This window comes from Microbulbifer variabilis (assembly GCF_056232115.1).
Genome location: NZ_CP174325.1, coordinates 2,632,228 through 2,650,806 on the forward strand (window position 1 = coordinate 2,632,228; position 18,579 = coordinate 2,650,806).

The 18,579-nt window shown below is 52.9% G+C and carries 17 protein-coding genes; all 17 read left to right on the forward strand.

Features of this window, described 5'->3' with window-relative positions:
* Nucleotides 1-31 precede the first annotated feature (31 nt).
* The 17 genes from ACJJI7_RS11635 to bamB all read left to right on the forward strand — a co-directional run bounded on the left by ACJJI7_RS11635 (nt 32) and on the right by bamB (nt 18,451).
* Nucleotides 32-1,246: an IscS subfamily cysteine desulfurase gene (locus tag ACJJI7_RS11635; RefSeq protein WP_026304945.1), complete on the forward strand. Its 1,215-nt coding sequence runs from the start codon at nt 32-34 to the stop codon at nt 1,244-1,246.
* A 27-nt stretch (nt 1,247-1,273) separates the two neighbouring features.
* Nucleotides 1,274-1,696, forward strand: a complete 423-nt coding sequence (iscU, locus tag ACJJI7_RS11640; RefSeq protein WP_020412162.1) for a Fe-S cluster assembly scaffold IscU — start codon at nt 1,274-1,276, stop codon at nt 1,694-1,696.
* 14 nt (nt 1,697-1,710) lie between these two features.
* The gene (gene iscA / locus ACJJI7_RS11645) at nt 1,711-2,061 is read left to right on the forward strand and encodes an iron-sulfur cluster assembly protein IscA (protein ID WP_020412163.1); all 351 of its coding nucleotides are present in this window, start codon (nt 1,711-1,713) and stop codon (nt 2,059-2,061) included.
* 126 nt (nt 2,062-2,187) lie between these two features.
* Nucleotides 2,188-2,718, forward strand: coding sequence for a Fe-S protein assembly co-chaperone HscB (hscB, locus tag ACJJI7_RS11650; RefSeq protein WP_444902105.1), 531 nt, complete (start codon nt 2,188-2,190; stop codon nt 2,716-2,718).
* A 78-nt stretch (nt 2,719-2,796) separates the two neighbouring features.
* Entirely contained in the window at nt 2,797-4,668 is a 1,872-nt protein-coding gene (gene hscA / locus ACJJI7_RS11655) for a Fe-S protein assembly chaperone HscA (protein WP_020412165.1), read from the forward strand.
* Between the two features lie 50 nt (nt 4,669-4,718).
* A complete protein-coding gene (gene fdx / locus ACJJI7_RS11660; RefSeq protein ID WP_444902104.1) occupies nt 4,719-5,057 on the forward strand; it encodes an ISC system 2Fe-2S type ferredoxin in 339 nt (112 codons plus the stop codon).
* 28 nt (nt 5,058-5,085) lie between these two features.
* Entirely contained in the window at nt 5,086-5,280 is a 195-nt protein-coding gene (iscX, locus tag ACJJI7_RS11665) for a Fe-S cluster assembly protein IscX (protein ID WP_020412167.1), read from the forward strand.
* A 203-nt stretch (nt 5,281-5,483) separates the two neighbouring features.
* Nucleotides 5,484-5,912, forward strand: coding sequence for a nucleoside-diphosphate kinase (gene ndk, locus ACJJI7_RS11670; protein ID WP_282951468.1), 429 nt, complete (start codon nt 5,484-5,486; stop codon nt 5,910-5,912).
* A gap of 63 nt (nt 5,913-5,975) precedes the next feature.
* A complete protein-coding gene (rlmN, locus tag ACJJI7_RS11675; RefSeq protein ID WP_020412169.1) occupies nt 5,976-7,094 on the forward strand; it encodes a dual-specificity RNA methyltransferase RlmN in 1,119 nt (372 codons plus the stop codon).
* A 272-nt stretch (nt 7,095-7,366) separates the two neighbouring features.
* Complete coding sequence (locus tag ACJJI7_RS11680; protein WP_444902103.1) at nt 7,367-9,325, forward strand: cytochrome-c peroxidase; 1,959 nt, start codon at nt 7,367-7,369, stop codon at nt 9,323-9,325.
* Nucleotides 9,326-9,927: 602 nt separating this feature from the next.
* Nucleotides 9,928-11,874, forward strand: coding sequence for a cytochrome-c peroxidase (locus ACJJI7_RS11685; protein ID WP_444902102.1), 1,947 nt, complete (start codon nt 9,928-9,930; stop codon nt 11,872-11,874).
* A gap of 368 nt (nt 11,875-12,242) precedes the next feature.
* Nucleotides 12,243-13,022, forward strand: coding sequence for a type IV pilus biogenesis/stability protein PilW (gene pilW, locus ACJJI7_RS11690; RefSeq protein WP_040628362.1), 780 nt, complete (start codon nt 12,243-12,245; stop codon nt 13,020-13,022).
* Nucleotides 13,012-13,971, forward strand: a complete 960-nt coding sequence (locus ACJJI7_RS11695) for a RodZ domain-containing protein (protein WP_444902101.1) — start codon at nt 13,012-13,014, stop codon at nt 13,969-13,971. Before pilW ends, ACJJI7_RS11695 begins: the two co-directional genes overlap by 11 nt.
* A 100-nt stretch (nt 13,972-14,071) precedes the next feature.
* Nucleotides 14,072-15,184, forward strand: coding sequence for a flavodoxin-dependent (E)-4-hydroxy-3-methylbut-2-enyl-diphosphate synthase (ispG, locus tag ACJJI7_RS11700; protein ID WP_020412174.1), 1,113 nt, complete (start codon nt 14,072-14,074; stop codon nt 15,182-15,184).
* 57 nt (nt 15,185-15,241) lie between these two features.
* On the forward strand, nt 15,242-16,504 hold the full coding sequence (hisS, locus tag ACJJI7_RS11705) for a histidine--tRNA ligase (protein WP_444902100.1): 1,263 nt from the start codon (nt 15,242-15,244) through the stop codon (nt 16,502-16,504).
* 70 nt (nt 16,505-16,574) lie between these two features.
* Entirely contained in the window at nt 16,575-17,288 is a 714-nt protein-coding gene (locus tag ACJJI7_RS11710; protein WP_444902099.1) for a YfgM family protein, read from the forward strand.
* The gene (gene bamB / locus ACJJI7_RS11715) at nt 17,288-18,451 is read left to right on the forward strand and encodes an outer membrane protein assembly factor BamB (protein ID WP_282951459.1); all 1,164 of its coding nucleotides are present in this window, start codon (nt 17,288-17,290) and stop codon (nt 18,449-18,451) included. Before ACJJI7_RS11710 ends, bamB begins: the two co-directional genes overlap by 1 nt.
* The last annotated feature ends 128 nt before the right edge of the window (nt 18,452-18,579 follow it).

Genomic DNA, 18,579 nt, shown 5'->3' on the forward strand with positions numbered 1-18,579 from the left:
TAGAGATTTATTGAGCGGAAACGGTATGACTATGAAGCTTCCCATCTATCTGGATTATTCAGCTACCTGTCCGGTGGACCCGCGCGTCGCCGCAAAAATGGCGGAACAGCTGACGATGGAAGGCAATTTCGGAAACCCGGCCTCCCGTTCCCACCTGTTCGGCTGGAAAGCGGAAGAGGCAGTGGAAAATGCCCGTCGACAAGTGGCGGAGCTGATTAATGCGGATCCGCGTGAAATTGTCTGGACAAGCGGTGCCACCGAGTCCGACAACCTGGCTATCAAGGGTGCGGCCCATTTCTATCAGGGCCGTGGAAAGCACATCATCACCTCAAAGATCGAGCACAAGGCGGTGCTGGATACCTGCCGCCAGCTAGAGCGTGAGGGCTTTGAGGTCACCTATCTGAACCCGCGTGAGGATGGCATCGTTTATCCCGAGCAGGTGGAGGAAGCACTGCGTGAGGACACCATTTTGGTGAGCTTAATGCACGTCAATAACGAGATTGGTGTAATCAACGATGTTGCCGCGATTGGCGAACTGTGCCGTGCACGCAAAGTAATTTTCCATGTGGATGCGGCGCAGAGTGCCGGCAAGTTGCCGATTGACCTGCAGGAAATGAAGGTCGATTTGATGTCCTTCTCCGCACATAAGATTTACGGCCCCAAAGGGATCGGCGCCCTGTATGTTCGCCGCAAGCCACGGGTGCGCCTGGAAGCACAAATTCATGGTGGTGGGCACGAGCGCGGTATGCGTTCCGGCACCCTGCCCACTCACCAGATTGTTGGTATGGGTGAAGCTTTCCGCATTGCCAAAGAGGAAATGGCGCAAGAAGGAGAGCGACTGCTGGCCCTGCGCAATCGCTTCTGGAATCAAATCAAGGATATGGAAGAGGTTCATATCAACGGATCTGCGGAACAACGTGTGCCCGGCAACCTGAATGTCAGCTTTGCGTTTGTAGAGGGCGAGAGCCTGATTATGTCCCTGCGCAACCTGGCGATCTCTTCCGGCTCAGCCTGTACATCCGCCAGCCTTGAACCGAGCTATGTGCTGCGTGCCCTGGGTGTGAACGATGAACTGGCACACAGCTCACTGCGTTTCAGCTTCGGCCGCTTTACCAGCGAGCAGGATGTAGATACTGCTGCTACCGAAGTGCGCAAAGCGGTTGAGAAGCTGCGCGAACTGTCGCCTCTTTGGGATATGTACAAAGACGGCGTAGACCTGAACAAGATTGAATGGGCCGCTCACTAAGCGCGCGCAAGAGTTAGGAGAACAGTCATGGCCTATAGCGATAAAGTAATTGACCATTATGAACATCCCCGCAATGTCGGGCGAATGGATGACAAGGCGGACAACGTCGGAACTGGAATGGTTGGGGCACCTGCCTGCGGTGATGTGATGCGCCTGCAAATCCAGGTAAGTGAAGAAGGGGTCATTGAAGACGCCAAGTTCAAGACCTATGGCTGTGGTTCTGCTATTGCCTCCAGCTCCCTGCTCACCGAGTGGGTAAAAGGGAAGACCATTGATGAGGCAGAGCAGATCAAGAATACCGCTATCGCTGAAGAGTTGGCCTTGCCCCCGGTAAAAATTCACTGCTCGGTACTGGCGGAAGATGCGATCAAGGCTGCGGTGCGCGATATTCGTGAAAAACGCGGTGAATCTGCCAATGCTGGTGAAGCAAAAGAGTCCGCCGCAGGTTAATTCTACTGGGCTATGTGCCCTACAGCAGTGAAGGTATTGTTTTGGCTATTACCATGACCGAGGCCGCCAAGACTCACATCAAGAGTCAGCTGGCCAAGCGCGGCACAGGTATCGGTATCCGGGTAGGAGTTAAGACCGCCGGGTGCTCAGGCTTGGCCTATGTACTGGAATTTGTCGACTCGACAGAAGCCGAAGATGTGGTGTTCGAGCAGGACGATGTAAAGCTGATCGTCGACCCCAAAAGTTTGGTTTACCTCGATGGAACCCAACTGGACTTTGTCAAAGAGGGGCTAAACGAAGGCTTTACCTTCTCCAACCCTAACGTGAAAAATGAGTGTGGCTGCGGAGAGAGTTTCCACGTTTAATCGGAACTCGCCGCAGCGAGGCCGGGTGCACTGTGCATGCCGGCCTTTTTATTGGTCCGGTAGCGACTGCCGGGCGGGGGCGCCGCCGCCAAGTTTTTAAGGCCCAGTGCCGGTAGGTGAACTGAGATGGCAACCAACCTGACCCATTTCGAAATATTCGGGCTTGAGCCCACCTTTGAACTCGATCGCAACGCCCTGGCAGCGCGCTATCGGGAATTGCAGAGGGAATTCCACCCGGATAAATACGCTTCCAAATCTGAGCGTGAGCAGCTGCTGGCTATCCAGATGGCGGCACAGATTAATGAAGCCCACACCGTTCTGCGCGACCCGGTGCAGCGCGCCGCATATCTACTTAAGTTGGCCGGCGTGGAAGTACCGCCGGAGCAGACTACCGCCGATACGGAATTCCTGATGCAGCAGATGTTGCTGCGTGAGCGCCTCGAAGAGGTACGGGAGCAACCCGATCCAGCCTCCGCCCTTGAAGAGCTTGCCGTTGAAGTGCAAGGCCTATTCCGCAATGAGCAAAAGCAATTTGCTGAGGTTTTTGATGCTGGCAAGTTGGTTGAGGCCGAGGGCTCCCTGCGCAAACAACAGTTCCTGGTGAAGCTGCAGTCGCAGATTGAAGAACTGGAAGCCGATCTGTTCGGTGATTACTGAGCGACAATTGATAATAACTTGGGATATGGCACTGATTGTGCCGTGGCAACGCCACCCTGACGATAGAAGAGATTAGCAATGGCATTACTGCAAATTTCCGAACCGGGACAGAGCCCCGATCCTCACCAGCGCAAGTACGCTGTGGGGATTGACCTGGGGACCACCAACTCGCTGGTGGCGACTGTGCGTAGTGGTTCAGCAGAGGCCATCGCCGACGAGCAGGGCAGAGTGATACTGCCCTCGGCGGTACACTACGGCAGCGAGACTATCACCGTGGGTGCCAAGGCCCGAGCACGGGCCGCGCAGGACCCATACAATACCATGATCTCCATCAAGCGCTTGATGGGGCGTGGGGTGGCAGATGTCAAAAGTCTCGGTGAGCAGTTGCCTTACCACTTCGCTGACAGCGATGGGGGTATGCCTTCCATCGAAACTGCTGCCGGCCCGGTAAACCCGGTACAGGTATCTGCGGAGATTCTAAAAAAGTTGGCTCAGCGCGGCCGCGAGGCTCTATGCGGCAAGGATGGCGGTGAGCTGGATGGTGCGGTGATTACCGTGCCGGCATACTTTGATGATGCCCAGCGTCAGGCCACCAAAGATGCGGCCAAGCTGGCAGGTTTGAAAGTGTTGCGTCTACTCAATGAACCTACGGCGGCGGCTGTGGCATACGGCCTGGACAGGGGCGAGGAAGGGGTTATAGCAGTCTATGACCTCGGTGGTGGTACCTTCGATATTTCCATTTTACGCCTGTCCCGTGGTGTTTTCGAAGTGATGTCGACTGGTGGTGATACCGCACTCGGTGGTGATGACTTTGATCGTACCATCGCTGCCTGGATAGCCGAACAGGCAGGTCTGGGTACGGACCTGGATGCCGCTACCCAGCGCCAGCTCCTCGATAGTGCCTGTGCGGCGAAAGAAGCCTTGGCCAATGCCGAACAGGCGGAGGTGAGCCAGGGAGATTGGCAGGGTGTATTCGACCGGGCAACTATGGCCTCACTGCTGGATCCCTTGATTGATAAAACCTTACGCGCTTGCAAGCGCGCTCTGCGCGATGCTGCCATCGACGTTGAGGAGGTGCAGGAGGTAGTGCTTGTAGGTGGCTCTACCCGTACCCTGCGGGTGCGTGAGCGGGTCGAGAATTATTTCGGCCGAGCGCCTCATGCAGAAATAGACCCGGACCAAGTTGTTGCTATTGGTGCGGCCTTGCAGGCGGATATGCTTGTGGGCAACAAATCTGATGATGAGCTGTTATTGCTGGATGTGATTCCCCTATCGCTTGGAATCGAGACCATGGGTGGCCTCACTGAAAAATTGATCGCGCGCAATACGACGATTCCGGTGTCTAAGGCTCAAGAGTTCACCACTTTTAAGGATGGTCAGACAGCGATGGCTATCCATGTAGTGCAGGGAGAGCGGGAGCTGGTGAGCGATTGCCGCTCACTTGCGCGCTTTGAGCTGCGCGGTATCCCGCCGATGGTGGCAGGTGCGGCTCATATCCGTGTGACTTACCAGGTGGATGCGGATGGCTTGCTGTCAGTTAGTGCCGTGGAGAAGAGCAGTGGTGTCAGTGCAGATATCACAGTCAAGCCTTCTTACGGGCTTGAGGACAAGGATATCGCCCGTATGTTGCAGGATTCCTATACCCATGCTGCAGAAGATATTGCCCTGCGCGCACTGCGTGAGGCACAGGTAGAGGCAGAGCGTACCTTGGAAAGCCTGCTGGTTGCACTGCGTGAAAATGGTGCCCAGTTGCTGCAGGAAAATGAATTAAACGAGCTGGAACTTGCTATGGAGGCGTTGCGTCTGGCCCATAACGGTGGCGATGCAGAAGAGATTCGTCGTCGTATGGAAGCTCTGAATAAGCTGTCGGAACCCTTCGCTGCCCGGCGAATGGATGCGTCGATTAAGCGAGCGATGCAGGGCCACAGCCTGGATGAATTCGATAAATAAGCGGCTGGGGCACAGCCCCGTCGGATTGAGACCATAGAGAGTCAGTACCCATGCCGAAGATTGTATTTTTACCCCATGCCGAAATTTGCCCTGAGGGTAAGGTCGTGGAAACGGAGAGTGGTGTCAGCGTAATAGATGCAGCGCTGGCCAACGATATTGAAATTGAGCATGCCTGTGAGAAGGCCTGTGCCTGTACCACCTGTCATGTCATCGTACGCGAGGGTTTTTATTCCCTTGAGGAGCCTGATGAGCTGGAAGAGGATCTGCTGGACAAGGCCTGGGGGCTGGAGCCCGAATCTCGTCTCTCCTGTCAGGCCATCGTTGAGGATGAAGACCTGGTAGTCGAGATTCCCAAGTACACAATAAACCAGGTTTCGGAAAAGCACTGATCGGTGCGGGTATTGGGGGAGCCAAATAATGAAGTGGACTGACATTCACGATATCGCCATTGAACTTTGCGACACTCACGAAGAAGTGGACCCACTTACCGTTAACTTCGTTGATCTGCGTAACTGGGTAATGGCGTTACCGGGGTTTGATGATGACCCTGATCGCTGTGGCGAGAAGATCCTGGAGGCGATCCAGGCCGCTTGGATTGAAGAGCGAGAGTAGTTGAGTGGAGTTAACCGAGTATTGGTAATGGAGTACAAAAGTCGATCAATACCCCGTATAATCCGCCGGCCGCGAAATGCGGTGATCAAAATTTGAGTACCCCCGGCCCGGTGGGTACGGAAGGAATATCAGGAAAGAGCAACTGTGCAGGTTGCTCTTTCTGTATGTAAGTTCAGTAACGAAAAATCACATTGGAGATAACCATGGCCCTGGAGCGTACCCTTTCCATCATCAAGCCGGACGCAGTAGCCAAAAACGTAATCGGTGAAATCGAGAGCCGTTTTGAGAAAGCTGGCCTGAGCATTGTTGCCATGAAGATGGTGCACCTGTCCCGCGAAAAAGCTGAAGGTTTCTACGCTGAGCACAAAGAGCGTCCTTTTTTCAAAGACCTGGTTGATTTCATGACTTCCGGCCCGGTTGTTGTACAGGTTCTCGAAGGCGAGAACGCTATCCTGGCAAACCGTGAGCTGATGGGCGCTACCAATCCGAAAGAAGCTGCTGCTGGCACCATCCGCGCTGATTTCGCTGACAGCATTGACGCTAACGCAGTACACGGCTCTGACTCCGCAGAGTCCGCTGCCCGCGAAGTAAGCTACTTCTTCGCTGACGACGAAATCTGTCCGCGCGCTTAATTTGTGTGCTGAAATCGCACTGGTCCGTCTGGGCCGGTGCAGTTCTTCCCCGAGGTGAAATGAATGACCGCTGAGAAAACCAACCTGCTCGGCCTTTCTGTTGAAAAGCTGGCCGCCTTCTTTGAATCATTGGGCGAGAAGCGTTTCCGCGCTATCCAGGTTTTAAAGTGGATTCACCAAAACGGGGTGAGTGACTTTGCTGAAATGACCAATGTCAGCAAGGCACTGCGCCAGAAACTGGCAGAAGTTGCTGAGATTCGCGCTCCGGAAGTATTGGAGCAGTGGGATTCTGCCGATGGTACGCGCAAATGGCTCATTAAAGTTTCTGGTGATAATGCCATCGAAACCGTTTATATCCCCGATGGGGATCGCGGTACTTTATGCGTATCCTCCCAAGTGGGCTGCTCCTTGGATTGCAGTTTTTGTGCAACCGGAAAACAGGGCTTCAATCGGGACTTAACTGCTGCTGAAATCATTGGGCAGGTGTGGATTGCCTGTAAGTCTTTCGGCCAGCTACAGCCGAAAGGTCCACGCAAGGTAACCAATGTAGTGATGATGGGAATGGGTGAACCCCTGCTCAACTTCGACAATGTAGTCGATGCCATGAACCTGATGATGGAAGACAACGCCTATGGCATCTCCAAGCGCCGCGTAACCTTGTCTACCTCAGGTGTAGTACCCGCATTGGATCGCCTTGCGGATGTTACTGATGTAAGCCTGGCGATATCCCTGCATGCGCCCAACGATGAACTGCGCAATGAGCTAGTACCGATCAATAAAAAATATCCGATTGCGATGCTGTTGGATTCTGCTAAGCGCTATATCGACCGCATGCCAGACACCCATCGTAAGATGACCATCGAATATACGCTGATGCGCGAGGTTAATGATCGCCCTGAGCATGCTGAGCAACTGGCGGAACTACTGCGCGATGTGCCAGTAAAAATTAATTTAATCCCTTTTAATCCGTTTGAGCTTTCCGATTATCAGCGGGTGAGTAATAACGCTTTGCGACGCTTTCAACAGATTTTACTCGACAAAGGTTATACCGTAACCGTCAGAACCACTCGCGGTGATGATATTGATGCAGCTTGTGGTCAATTGGCAGGAAGTGTGAATGACCGGACCCGCCGCTCTGAACGCTATCGCAACGCTGAGCGCCCTGTCCGTATTGTAGGCTGAGTACCAATTTAACCTGAGTGTCTTGAGCTGGCGATTAGCTGGGATGCCAGGTGGTCCTAAAACATCTTCTTCCGATCTGGGTGGCTTAGAGCTGCAGTTTTGGTAGAAGATAGTTTTTAAATCTTTTATTCCTCTCTAAGTGGTAATTCCTCGCACGCCTTGCCTTCGATTTGGTGGTGCCTTTTTTTACTCCGAAGTCAACCAACCCGCAGGGTAACGCGTTAACAGTCCAGAACTTTTTAAAAAGTAGATGGAAGGGACTGTTAAATTATATGAACGTTCAGAAACTGGATCTAATGCTATTTTCCAGAGCCTTATCACGGCTTTTTTTTCTAACACTCGTTTTGATAATGCTTGGTTGTGGCTCGGGGTCGTCCGGTGGTGAGGATCGCTCGGTTCCGGATATTGTAGGGGGTGATACTGATCCCGATCCCGATCCCGATCCCGATCCCGATCCCGATCCCGATCCCGATCCCGATCCCGATCCCGATCCCGATCCCGATCCCGATCCTGCAGAGGGAAGCTCACCTGCAGAATTGATTGGTCATGCTTACTCTGGAACCAGTATCGGCCTTGTCTGGGAGCGGGATGGTGAAACCTATTTCATCTATCGTAATGGAAAAAAAATAGCGGAAGCCAGCAATAACTTTTTTATCGACCAGAGCTTATCGGTAGATACTGAGTACGCGTACTCTGTCAATACCGTTGATGCGGCCAGCGAGCTGGAAGCCTCCCAGATCATCGTTAAAACATTAGTCAATGATACGAACGAGGGGCTGAATAACGGCACAGAAGATGATGTTTTAAATGAGCGTATATCCGCTTTTGAGGAATGTAAAAATGCTTCCAGTGCGGTGGACTTGCTCGAAGAAGACCTGGATAACTGTTTGGCAGCTATGCTCAAACTCAACCGTATGGCCCCTCTTGTCGAAGACATACGCGCTTTTGCCGCACGTGTTCGCAGTGAGCAGGAGCCTGCTATGGTGGAGCTGGGAATGCGCCTGTTCCACAACAAATCCTTAAGTGCAAATCAAGATGCCTCCTGTTCGTCCTGCCATCATCCCGCGATTGGCTGCGGTGGGGATGACCTCTCAATGCCGGTGGGTATTAATGCTATAGATACCGCCCTGCTGGGGCCGGGGCGCTCAGATGGTGTTAACGAAGTACCTATAGTGCCAAGGAACTCTCAGGCTATTTGTAATGCCTCACTGTGGTCTCGGGGCCTGTTCTGGGACAATCGGGTTTCTTTAAGCCCTGATGGTGTCCTCAGAACAGACTCGAGAGATGTTACGAATAATACCGTCAATGCTGTAGGACCTGGCTCGTTGGCACTGCTTATAGCACAGGCGCATTTTCCGGTAACTGCTCCGCCTGAGATGGGGGATATCACCGACTTTGGATATGATGATTCTGTTGATGAGAATTTTACTTCCTATCGCGAGGATATATTAGCAGCCAGCCTGGATACTGCAGCTTGGGGGGCCTTGTTTACTTCCGCTTTTGGTGATCCCGAGATTAATTTCAGCCGTATTGCTCAGGCAATTGCGGCTTATGAAGCCGTACAGATATTTATCGATAATCCGTTTTTTGAATATGTCGAGGGGAATCTGGAGGTGCTCAACGCTGAAGAGAAGCGCGGTGCAATCACTTTTATGTCAAGAGATGCCGGTTGTACTTTCTGCCATAAAGGGGCTTTCTTTACCTCTGAGGCACTGATGGCTGCCAATTATCCTCAAATAGGCATAGGCACGGATGCAAGCGGAAGTGGTGCGGATTTGGGGGGAGAGGGGTCTTTGGGGCTTGGAGCCTTCCGTGCGCCTACTCTGCTAAATGTAACTATCACGGGCCCTTGGGGGCATAGCGGGCAATTTGGCACTCTGAGAAGAAATGTCGAACACTACAGCGACCAAGGAGCTTCCATCCTTAGATATTTTGAAAATAACGAGATGTGTGATCTTGACCAATTTAAAAATCTGCAGGATTGTCCGAGCAAGGTGGCTCCCAATGGTTTGGCTCACTCCCAAGATATTCTCGATGGGAACGATGGAGGAGGCATCAACCGTTTGACCGAAGACGAAATTGACTTTGTTGTGACATTCCTGGGTACGCTTACTGATCCGAATGCAGCGGATATCAGTTCCAATGCGATTCAGTTCCTGATACCTCCCAGAGATGGTGGCCCAGACGGTAAGCAGCTGGATGCAAAAGACCAGAGCGGAGAAATCTTATAAGTTTCAGTTAGATTTTTCCCGGACTGCATGAAATATTAAAAATAATATGGCGAGTATAGAGGGTATGGTTCCTACAGCTCTCTATGCTCGGCAATCATAGCAATCCTAGTATTGTAGAAGCAGCATGCTCTTGCGAATGGCAATTGTAAAAAATACCTACATTGACTGGTACTGCCATTGTGTCGGGCTCGGGTTAAAAATAACAGATAATTCTTGCCCCCGAAGATCACCTTAACCGCACTGACAGTTTGCGACTCCCTCAACAGAAATTGTCGGGTAAAGGCGCTAAATTGTTTACTCCTATGGCTGAAGCGACTGGTAGTTAAATAGCCAGGCTCTGTGGCCAGTTGGCCATCAAAGTAGAATCAGTTTTTTGTTAGCAACAATTGCCACCAAGGCAGTAGATATTGTTTTGGGTTTATTCAAACGGCCAAGGCAAGAGATAATTCAGATCTTTATCCTTTGAAATTAAAAAGGACTTTTGTTGAGTTTCAGCAAACCCTGGGGATGTTAGCTTTTGGTGCCGCAAGGGGCACTAGTTCGCTTATTGCCTGTCCAGAGCTTCTCAAATGAGGTTTTAGTGGCGGGGTCGGTCAGATTTTATGAAAGTTCATAGTAAAAATTCGAATGTATCGATCATGGTATTGCTGCGGCTGTTGATCCTGCCACTGTTTGTGTTGGTAGCGGGTTGCAGCTCGGGCTCTTCCGGTGGGGATGACAATCCGTCCTCTGATCCAGTTGCAGATGGCAGTGGCGGAGATATAGGCACTGGTGGAGATGTAGGTGGTGATGGCGGCTCGGACACCAGTACAAGCGGTGATAATGATACTGGGGGTAGCTCCCAACAGGGAGGTGCTCCCGCAAAGTTAATTGCTAATGCTTTTTCCGGTACCAGTATCGGACTCTCGTGGGAGCGTGATGGGACAACCTATTCCATCTATCGTAACGGTGAAAAAATTGCTGAAACGAGTAATCACTACTTTGTCGACCAGGGGCTTTCGATAAATACAGAGTACACCTACACAGTGACTGCTGGAGACGTCGATAATGATAGTGACATCGCCCGGGTCAGTGCAAAAACCTTGCTGAACAATACCAATAGCGGGCTCAGCAGCGGCGCGGATATTGAGGTGGACAATGATCGCATTTCTAATTTTACAGAGTGTAACAATGCACGCAGTGCATTGGATCTGCTTGATGCAGATTTGGATTCCTGCCTTCAGGCCATGCTTGAGCTGAATGGTATGGCCTCTCACTTGGAGGATATACGGGCATTCGCCGCCCGAGTCCGCAGTGAGCAGAGCCCCGCAAAGGTGGAGTTGGGTATGCGCTTATTCCACAACAAAAGCCTCAGCGCCAATAACGACACCTCCTGCTCGTCCTGCCACCAACCGGTTATGGGTTGTGGAGGCGATAACCTTTCTATGCCTATTGGAGTAAGCGCGCTCGATCCGGCTCTAGTGGGGCCGGGGCGGTCAGATGGTTTTAATGAAGTGCCTGTTGTGGCGAGAAATGCCCAACCGATCTGTAATGCCGCACTTTGGACTCGAGGGCTTTTCTGGGATAACCGTGTGGCAATTACTGATCGGGGGCTGAGAACAGACTCCCGCGATGTCAGTAATAATACCGAAGCGGCAGTGGGTATTGGTACCCTGGCTCTAATGATGGCCCAGGCACATTTTCCCGTTACCGATGCTGCAGAAATGGGGGACATTACCCAATTCGGCTACGATAATACTATTGAAGGTGGATTTATCGCCTATCGCGAAGAGATACTTGCGGCAAATCTGGAGAGTGCCAGTTGGAGCTCGTTATTCAGCGCTGCTTTCGGTGATCCTGAGATTAATTTCAGCCGTGTTGCTGAGGCTATAGCTGCTTATGAGGCAGTACAATTATTTATCGATAACCCCTTCTTTGATTATGTGGATGGTAATCCGGATGCTTTGGACAGCGATGAGAAGCGCGGGGCTATTACCTTTATGGCGGGTAATTCGGGCTGCACTAACTGTCATGGCGGCGCCTTCTTTACTACCCAGGGGCTTAGGGCTGTAAGTTATCCACAAATAGGCGTTGGTAAGGATGCTAGCGGTAGTGGTGCCGATCTGGGTGGTAATGGTGCGGGTAGTTTTCGTATTCCAACACTACTCAATGTCGCCATCACTGGCCCTTGGGGACACAATGGCCAGTTCGCCACGTTAAGGAGAAATATCGAGCACTATCGCGATCGATCAGGTTCCATTACCCGATATTTTGCCAACAGCGAAATGTGTGATTTGGAGCAATTTGTGGGGCTGCAGGACTGTGCCAGTAAAGTGGCTCCCAATGGCCTGGCTCATACCCAGGATATTCTCAGTGCGAACGGCGGGGGCGGAGCCAACAATCTCAGTGATACAGAGATCGACCTGGTGGTGAAATTCCTTGGAACACTCACTGATCCGGATGCTGCCAATACCAACTCTAATGCGATTCAGGCTCTGATGCCCCCTCGGGATGGTGGCCCAGATGGTCGGCAGCTAGAGGCGAAAGACCGCGAGGGCAACGCGCTATAAATGGGAGCCAGGAGAATACTATTCCGCAGAATATTGTTAGCTCTGTGATATCCGCACTTTTTCTCTCCTGTAAGCCCGCGACAAGTCGGGCTTGGTAACTGTTAATTGGAATTCATTGGGGTTATGGAGCTGCAACGGGCTGTACTTTACGGCAGTATAGGGCCCGGGAAGCACAGGTTAGGGGTTACGACCGGTTGATGGGACGGCAAATAGTGACTGGGTTTGTGTTGAAAAATTAATCAGCCCTGGGCGTATAGCGAATTTCGGTTGACGGATGTAGCAGGTCTTACGCCGCCTAGCTGGGGTTGACTGCGCCCAAGGTGCTTCCGCTAGATGGACAGATAAAAAATAAATTTACAGGTGATGTTGTGTCTGCAAAATCTTTTGGCCTGCCGTTTTTGGGGCTGTTATTTACTGCTCTGTTGGGGGGCTGTGTAACGACCGGGTTGCCTGAGCGCCAGGAAGTGAACCTGGATAAGGCCCTGGAAACTCACGTGCAGTTGGGGCTGCGCTATCTGCAAAGCGGTGATAACCGTGAGCTGGCCAGGCGTCATTTCAATAAGGCTCTGGAATTAGGCAGGAAAAACCCACTAGCCCACCATGGCCTGGCTTTGTTATATCAGGCAGATGGCGAGCTGAAGGTGGCTGAATCCCACTTCAAGAAAGCCCTGCGTTATGGCGATAACTTTTCGATGGCGCGCACCAATTTCGGGGTTTTTCTCTATAAGCAGGAGCGCTACAAAGAGGCGCTGGAGCAGTTTCGCCACGCTTCAAAAGACCTGACCTATAACCGTCGCTTCTTCGCCCTGGTTAATTATGGCCGCACTGCCAGCCGACTGGGTATGCTGGAGGAGGCTGAACAAGCCTACACTCGTGCTTTGGCCCTGAATGCAAATCTACCTGTGGCCCAGCTTGAGCTGGCTGAGTTGAAGTTTGAGGCTGGCGATTATGCCGTGGCCAAACAGTACCTGGATAAATACAGCGAAAATAACCGCCAGACACCGCGGTCCCTGTGGCTGGGTATCCGCATCGAAAAGGTGTTTGGGAATCGTGACAAGGAGCTCAGTTACGCGCTAGCCTTGAAGAATTTGTACCCGTACTCTGCGGAAACACTGAAATATCAGGAGTTGAGTGGTAATGACGGATAGTAGTTCCGCGCACCGCGATAGCGGTGAAGCCGTACCCCCGACACAAACGTCCCCAGTTTCTCCAGGTAGCATCCTGCGTGCAGCGCGTGAGGATGCTGGCCTGTCCCGTGAAGATTTATCCCGGCGCTTGTGTATTATCGATAACACGGTGGAATGGCTGGAAGATGATATTTTCGAGCGTCAGCCCGAGATAGTTTATGCACGTGGCTATATCCGCAATATCTGTAGGGAGCTGGGTGTTCCTTCAGAGCCAGTACTCACCGCCTATGATTCCGCACGACCTCAGCCGCAAGCACGCAGTGAAGGCCGCCGTATAGAGGTGAAGGCCGATGCCCTGCGTCCTGCCCGTCGAAAGGGACATGGAGTGTTGGCAATATTGCCTCTGCTTGCTGCCGGGGGCGTCTTTTGGTGGCTCTATGGCGGTCCGGTAAATATTCCCTCTGTACCAATGCCAGTGGCACTGACGGATGAAGTTTCCCAGGCTCCTGAGGAGATACCAGGGCAAAGTACGGCAATTCTAAAGCAGGAAAACAGTGCAATAGAGCAAGGTGATTCTACTTTTGTATTACAGGAAAGCCCTGTTGACCTCAATAGCGAGCAGATTGCCGTTGAGGCCCCCACTGTTGCTCTCGCGGCTCAGTCACAGGCGACTTCTGCTGAGCCCTTATCGGAGCTTCCCGCCGAAGTGGCGCAACTGGATCAGCAACTGCAAGGTGCCTTACGGCTCAGTTTTGATGAGGACTCCTGGATTGAGGTGAAAGATGCAGGTGGTGTAGTACTCTTAGCCGGAGTGCAGGAAGCGGGCACTTCCAAAGAGCTGGATGGGCGCGCACCTTTTGAGTTGATGCTGGGAAATGCCCGCGCGACCAAAGTGGTTTATCGCGAGCAAACGATAAATAGCGACCCCATAGGAAACCGCCGCACTCGACGCCTGATCGTTGGTGATTGAAGTGATTCCCTCAGTTTGGGCGCGAATACTGTAGGTTTGCGCCCAATCTCTCTATAATCTCCCCTCGATTTTTTAGCAGCAATACTGCCAGGTCAGCCCTATGCAATTTGAATCTCCCATTGTTCGCCGCAAGTCGCGCCAGATCATGGTAGGAGACGTACCGGTCGGAGGTGATGCCCCGATATCGGTGCAAAGCATGACCAATACTGAAACCTGTGATGTAGCCGCTACAGTGGGGCAGATCCAACGTTTGCAGAAGGCCGGTGCCGATATTGTGCGGGTATCCGTGCCTAGTATGGAGGCCGCTGAGGCCTTTGGGGAAATTAAAAAGCAGGCCGATGTACCGCTGGTTGCGGACATTCATTTTGATTACCGCATCGCCCTGCGCGTGGCCGACTTGGGGGTGGACTGCCTGCGCATTAATCCCGGCAATATCGGCCGAGAGAAGCGTATCCGCGCCGTGGTTGATAAAGCCCGCGATCTGAATATACCGATTCGTATCGGAGTAAATGCGGGCTCCCTGGAAAAAGATCTGCAGAAAAAATACGGTGAGCCAACGCCTGATGCACTGGTGGAGTCCGCCCTACGCCATGTGGATATCCTTGATGGTCTGGACTTCCAGGACTTCAAGGTGAGTGTAAAAGCCTCGGATATCTTTATGGCAACAGCTGCCTATCGCAAACTGGCCGAGCAAATTGAGCAGCCCTTGCACCTGGGGATCACTGAAGCCGGTGGTCTGCGTGCGGGCACGGTGAAATCTGCGATTGGCCTCGGTGCCCTGTTACTCGATGGTATCGGCGATACGCTGCGTGTGTCCCTGGCGGCGGACCCTGTTGAAGAGGTCAAAGTGGGCTGGGACCTGCTCAAAAGCCTGCGCTTGCGCAGCAAGGGTATTAACTTCATTGCTTGTCCCAGTTGTTCGCGCCAGAATTTCGACGTGGTGAAAACCATGAACGAACTGGAGACACGCCTGGAAGATATCACTACACCGCTGGATGTGGCTGTGATCGGTTGTATCGTCAATGGTCCTGGAGAGGCGAAGGAGGCGGATATCGGCCTTACCGGCGGCACTCCCAGCCATGCTATTTATGTAGACGGTCAGCCGGATCGCAAATTTAAGAATGAGAACCTGGTGGATGACCTGGAACGCCTGATTCGTGACAAGGCTGCAGCCAAGGCTGAGCGCGAAGCGGATATCATCGCCAAGGCGTAGCGGGCTCCAGCCTGCAAGCACCATCCGAATAGTTGAGTTAAATATTAAGGAACAGCGTTGAAACAACTTCGCGCAATTCGAGGCATGAACGACCTGCTGCCGGAACAGTCCCCGGTTTGGCAGTATGTGGAAGCCACTCTCAGTGAACTTTTTACCCGCTATGGCTATAACGAGATTCGTACGCCCACGCTGGAGGCGACCCAGTTATTCAGCCGCGCGGTGGGTGAAGCCACCGATATTGTCGAAAAGGAGATGTACACCTTTGAAGACAAGAGCGGTGACAGCGTTACTTTGCGCCCTGAAGGTACCGCCGGTACTGTGCGCGCAGCGATTCAGAATAACCTACTGATCCAACCCCAGCGTTTGTGGTACTTTGGTCCCATGTTCCGCTATGAGCGCCCACAGAAGGGCCGCCTGCGCCAGTTTCATCAATTTGGTGTGGAAGTGTTCGGTATCGAAGGCCCGGATATCGATGCGGAAATGCTTATTATGACTGCGCGCCTGTGGCGCCAGCTGGGTATCAGTGAGCATGTGACCCTGCAACTCAATTCCCTCGGTAATTCAGACAGTCGTGCGGCCTATCGCGATGCATTGGTGGCCTATCTCAGCGAGCATCGCGAGCAACTGGATGAAGATAGCCAGCGCCGCCTCGAGCGCAACCCGCTGCGTATTCTCGATAGTAAAAATACGCAAACTCAGGAACTGCTCGCCGACGCCCCCTGTCTACTGGACTTCCTTGATGAGGAATCTACCGCCCACTTCACCCAGCTGCGCGAGCTACTGGATGCCGCAGGTGTGAAGTATGAAATCAACTCTAAACTGGTACGCGGTCTCGACTATTACGGTAAAACCGTATTTGAATGGGTGACTGATAGCCTCGGTGCCCAGGGCACAGTCTGTGCCGGTGGTCGCTATGATGGTCTAGTAGAGCAGATGGGGGGGAAAGCCACTCCAGCGGTTGGTTTCGGTCTTGGGGCTGAGCGCTTGGTGCTGATGCTGGAAACCCTCGAAGTTCTGCCGGATAGCCTGGCGCAACAGGTGGATGCCTACCTGGTGGCGGTGGGTGATGTACAATCAGCCGCCTTAGCTGCTGCAGAGCAGCTACGGGACGAGCTGCCCTGGTTGCGCCTGCAGGCGCACTGCGGTGGCGGAAGCTTTAAGAGCCAAATGAAGAAAGCCGATAAAAGCGGTGCCGATTATGCACTGATTATTGGCGAGGATGAGGCCGCAAATGGTCAGATAACAGTGAAATACCTCCGTTCTGAGCAGCAACAACAGACCCTCCAGCTGAATGAGCTGGCCGCACTGTTACAGGGCTGATCAAAATACTCCGGGGGGCGGAGGCCCCCGTCGGGAAAGTTAGAAAACCATAGGAAAGGCGATTTACCCAATGTCTGAGCATCTTACCGAACAAGAACAAATAGAAACGCTGAAGCGCTGGTGGGCGGAGAACGGCAGGGGCATTGTTACCGGCGTGGTCCTGGCTCTCGCCGGCTACTTCGGCTATCAATGGTGGCAGGGTGACCAGCGCGGCAAGGCTGAAGCAGCTTCTGACCTGTATCAAAATTTTGTTGAGGCGGTATCCGCCAATAACAATCAGCCGGACAATAAACAGCTGACGACCGCAAAAACACTGGCGGAGCAGCTCAAGAACGAGTTTGGCAGTCGTATTTATGCCAGCCAGGCGTCACTGCGCTTGGCTGCCATCGCTGCAGATAACAATGATCTGGAAGCAGCTCAGCAACAGTTGCAGTGGGTGATCGATAATACCGAAGAGACTGCCCTGAAGCTGTTGGCCAAGCGCCGACTTGCCTCAGTAATCGCTGCGCGTGGTCAACCCGATGAGGCTCTGAAGCTGATAGAAGGCTCTGTGCCGCCAGCGTTTGCTGCTCTCTACTCTGAAACTCGTGGAGATATCCTGAAGCAAAAAGGGGATAATGCCGGTGCGCGTGCAGCGTATGAGAAGGCAATTTCTGAGTTGCTACCGGAGCAGGCTGGTAGCACCCAACTGCTTCGCCTCAAGGCTGATAGCTTAGCAGTAGTGAGTGACGAAGCTGTGCAGGAACAGAATCAAAGTGAGCCAGCACCAGAGGGAGATGAGTAATGGGATTTCTCAATCGCGCTGCGGGGCGTACAGCTGCAGTAGCCCTGGCAATCGCCCTGGCTGCCTGTGCCTCCAACGATGAAAAGGAAGATGTCGAGCCGGTTGAGCTGGTGGATATCAATACCAGTGTTGAGCTGCGTGAGGTCTGGTCAGCGAGTATTGGTGATATCGATAAAAAGCGCTATGCCATGCTGCAGCCGGGTCTGGCTGATGGCAAATTGGTTGCGGCCAGTAGTGATGGTGAAGTTACCGCATTTGAACGCAGTACCGGCCAGCCTCTGTGGGAAACTGACCTGGATATCGAGTTAAGTGGTGGCGTTGGTGTCGGTCTTGGTATTGCGGTTGTAGTGGACTACCGTGGTCGGGCCATAGTGCTCGACCTGAACAATGGTGCAAAGTTGTGGAATTACCAGGTCTCTGGAGAAGTGGTTTCTGCCCCTGCGGTCGGTTCCGGGGTTGTGGTTCTGCAAACTGTCGACGGCAAGCTGGTTGGCCTGGATGCAGGTACCGGTGAAGAGCTCTGGAGTCATAATACCACCCTGCCAGTATTAACTCTGCGCGGCACTGCGGCTCCCGTCATCAGCGGTGGCTTGGTGCTCGCTGGTCTGGACAACGGTAAACTGATCGCCCTGGATGCCCGGGATGGCACTCCCCGCTGGGAACAGCGAGTTGCTATACCCCAGGGCTCCGCCGAGTTGGAGCGAGTTGTGGATATCGATGGCTCTCCGGTTGTGCGGGGTGATCTGGTATTTGCGGCGAGTTATCAGGGCAGGGTTGTTGCCCTGTCCAAAGATGGCGGCCGGGGCTTGTGGGCCCGCGACGCCTCCACACATCATGCGGTAGCGGTTGGTGGTGGCCATGTCTACCTTAGCAGTGTCTCTGGTAGTGTGTACGCCTACAATGTGGGCAATGGCCAGATTGTCTGGACGAACAATGAGTTGTTGCGCCGAGAGCTTAGCGGCCCGGCTTATTTCCAGGGTGTCATTGTTATCGGTGACTTGGAAGGTTACCTACATGTTCTCGATCCAAACACTGGACAGTTTATTGGCCGTGAGCAGGTAGATGGCGATGCGATTCGTATCCCCATGCTGGTGGATGGCGATCTATTGTTTGTCCTTTCGGATGACGGTGAGCTGGTTGCCCTGCGCCTAGCTCAGGGCTAAAAAACCTCAATATTGATGGTGGACAACTGTCTACCACTGGGCCTCAGGCCCGCAAAAGGAGCCTGCTTAGCAGGTGAATTGAAATCGCCCGCCTCGAGCGGGCGTTTGTATTTATTTATTAGGCTAAA

Excerpts from the sequence above, each read along its gene's own strand:
- ACJJI7_RS11635 (WP_026304945.1), top strand. The coding sequence starts at position 32 with ATGAAGCTTCCCATCTATCTGGATTATTCAGCTACCTGTCCGGTGGAC.
- iscU (WP_020412162.1), top strand. The coding sequence starts at position 1,274 with ATGGCCTATAGCGATAAAGTAATTGACCATTATGAACATCCCCGCAAT.
- hscB (WP_444902105.1), top strand. The coding sequence starts at position 2,188 with ATGGCAACCAACCTGACCCATTTCGAAATATTCGGGCTTGAGCCCACC.
- hscA (WP_020412165.1), top strand. The coding sequence starts at position 2,797 with ATGGCATTACTGCAAATTTCCGAACCGGGACAGAGCCCCGATCCTCAC.
- fdx (WP_444902104.1), top strand. The coding sequence starts at position 4,719 with ATGCCGAAGATTGTATTTTTACCCCATGCCGAAATTTGCCCTGAGGGT.
- iscX (WP_020412167.1), top strand. The coding sequence starts at position 5,086 with ATGAAGTGGACTGACATTCACGATATCGCCATTGAACTTTGCGACACT.
- ndk (WP_282951468.1), top strand. The coding sequence starts at position 5,484 with ATGGCCCTGGAGCGTACCCTTTCCATCATCAAGCCGGACGCAGTAGCC.
- rlmN (WP_020412169.1), top strand. The coding sequence starts at position 5,976 with ATGACCGCTGAGAAAACCAACCTGCTCGGCCTTTCTGTTGAAAAGCTG.
- ACJJI7_RS11680 (WP_444902103.1), top strand. The coding sequence starts at position 7,367 with ATGAACGTTCAGAAACTGGATCTAATGCTATTTTCCAGAGCCTTATCA.
- ACJJI7_RS11685 (WP_444902102.1), top strand. The coding sequence starts at position 9,928 with ATGAAAGTTCATAGTAAAAATTCGAATGTATCGATCATGGTATTGCTG.
- ACJJI7_RS11695 (WP_444902101.1), top strand. The coding sequence starts at position 13,012 with ATGACGGATAGTAGTTCCGCGCACCGCGATAGCGGTGAAGCCGTACCC.
- ispG (WP_020412174.1), top strand. The coding sequence starts at position 14,072 with ATGCAATTTGAATCTCCCATTGTTCGCCGCAAGTCGCGCCAGATCATG.
- ACJJI7_RS11710 (WP_444902099.1), top strand. The coding sequence starts at position 16,575 with ATGTCTGAGCATCTTACCGAACAAGAACAAATAGAAACGCTGAAGCGC.
- bamB (WP_282951459.1), top strand. The coding sequence starts at position 17,288 with ATGGGATTTCTCAATCGCGCTGCGGGGCGTACAGCTGCAGTAGCCCTG.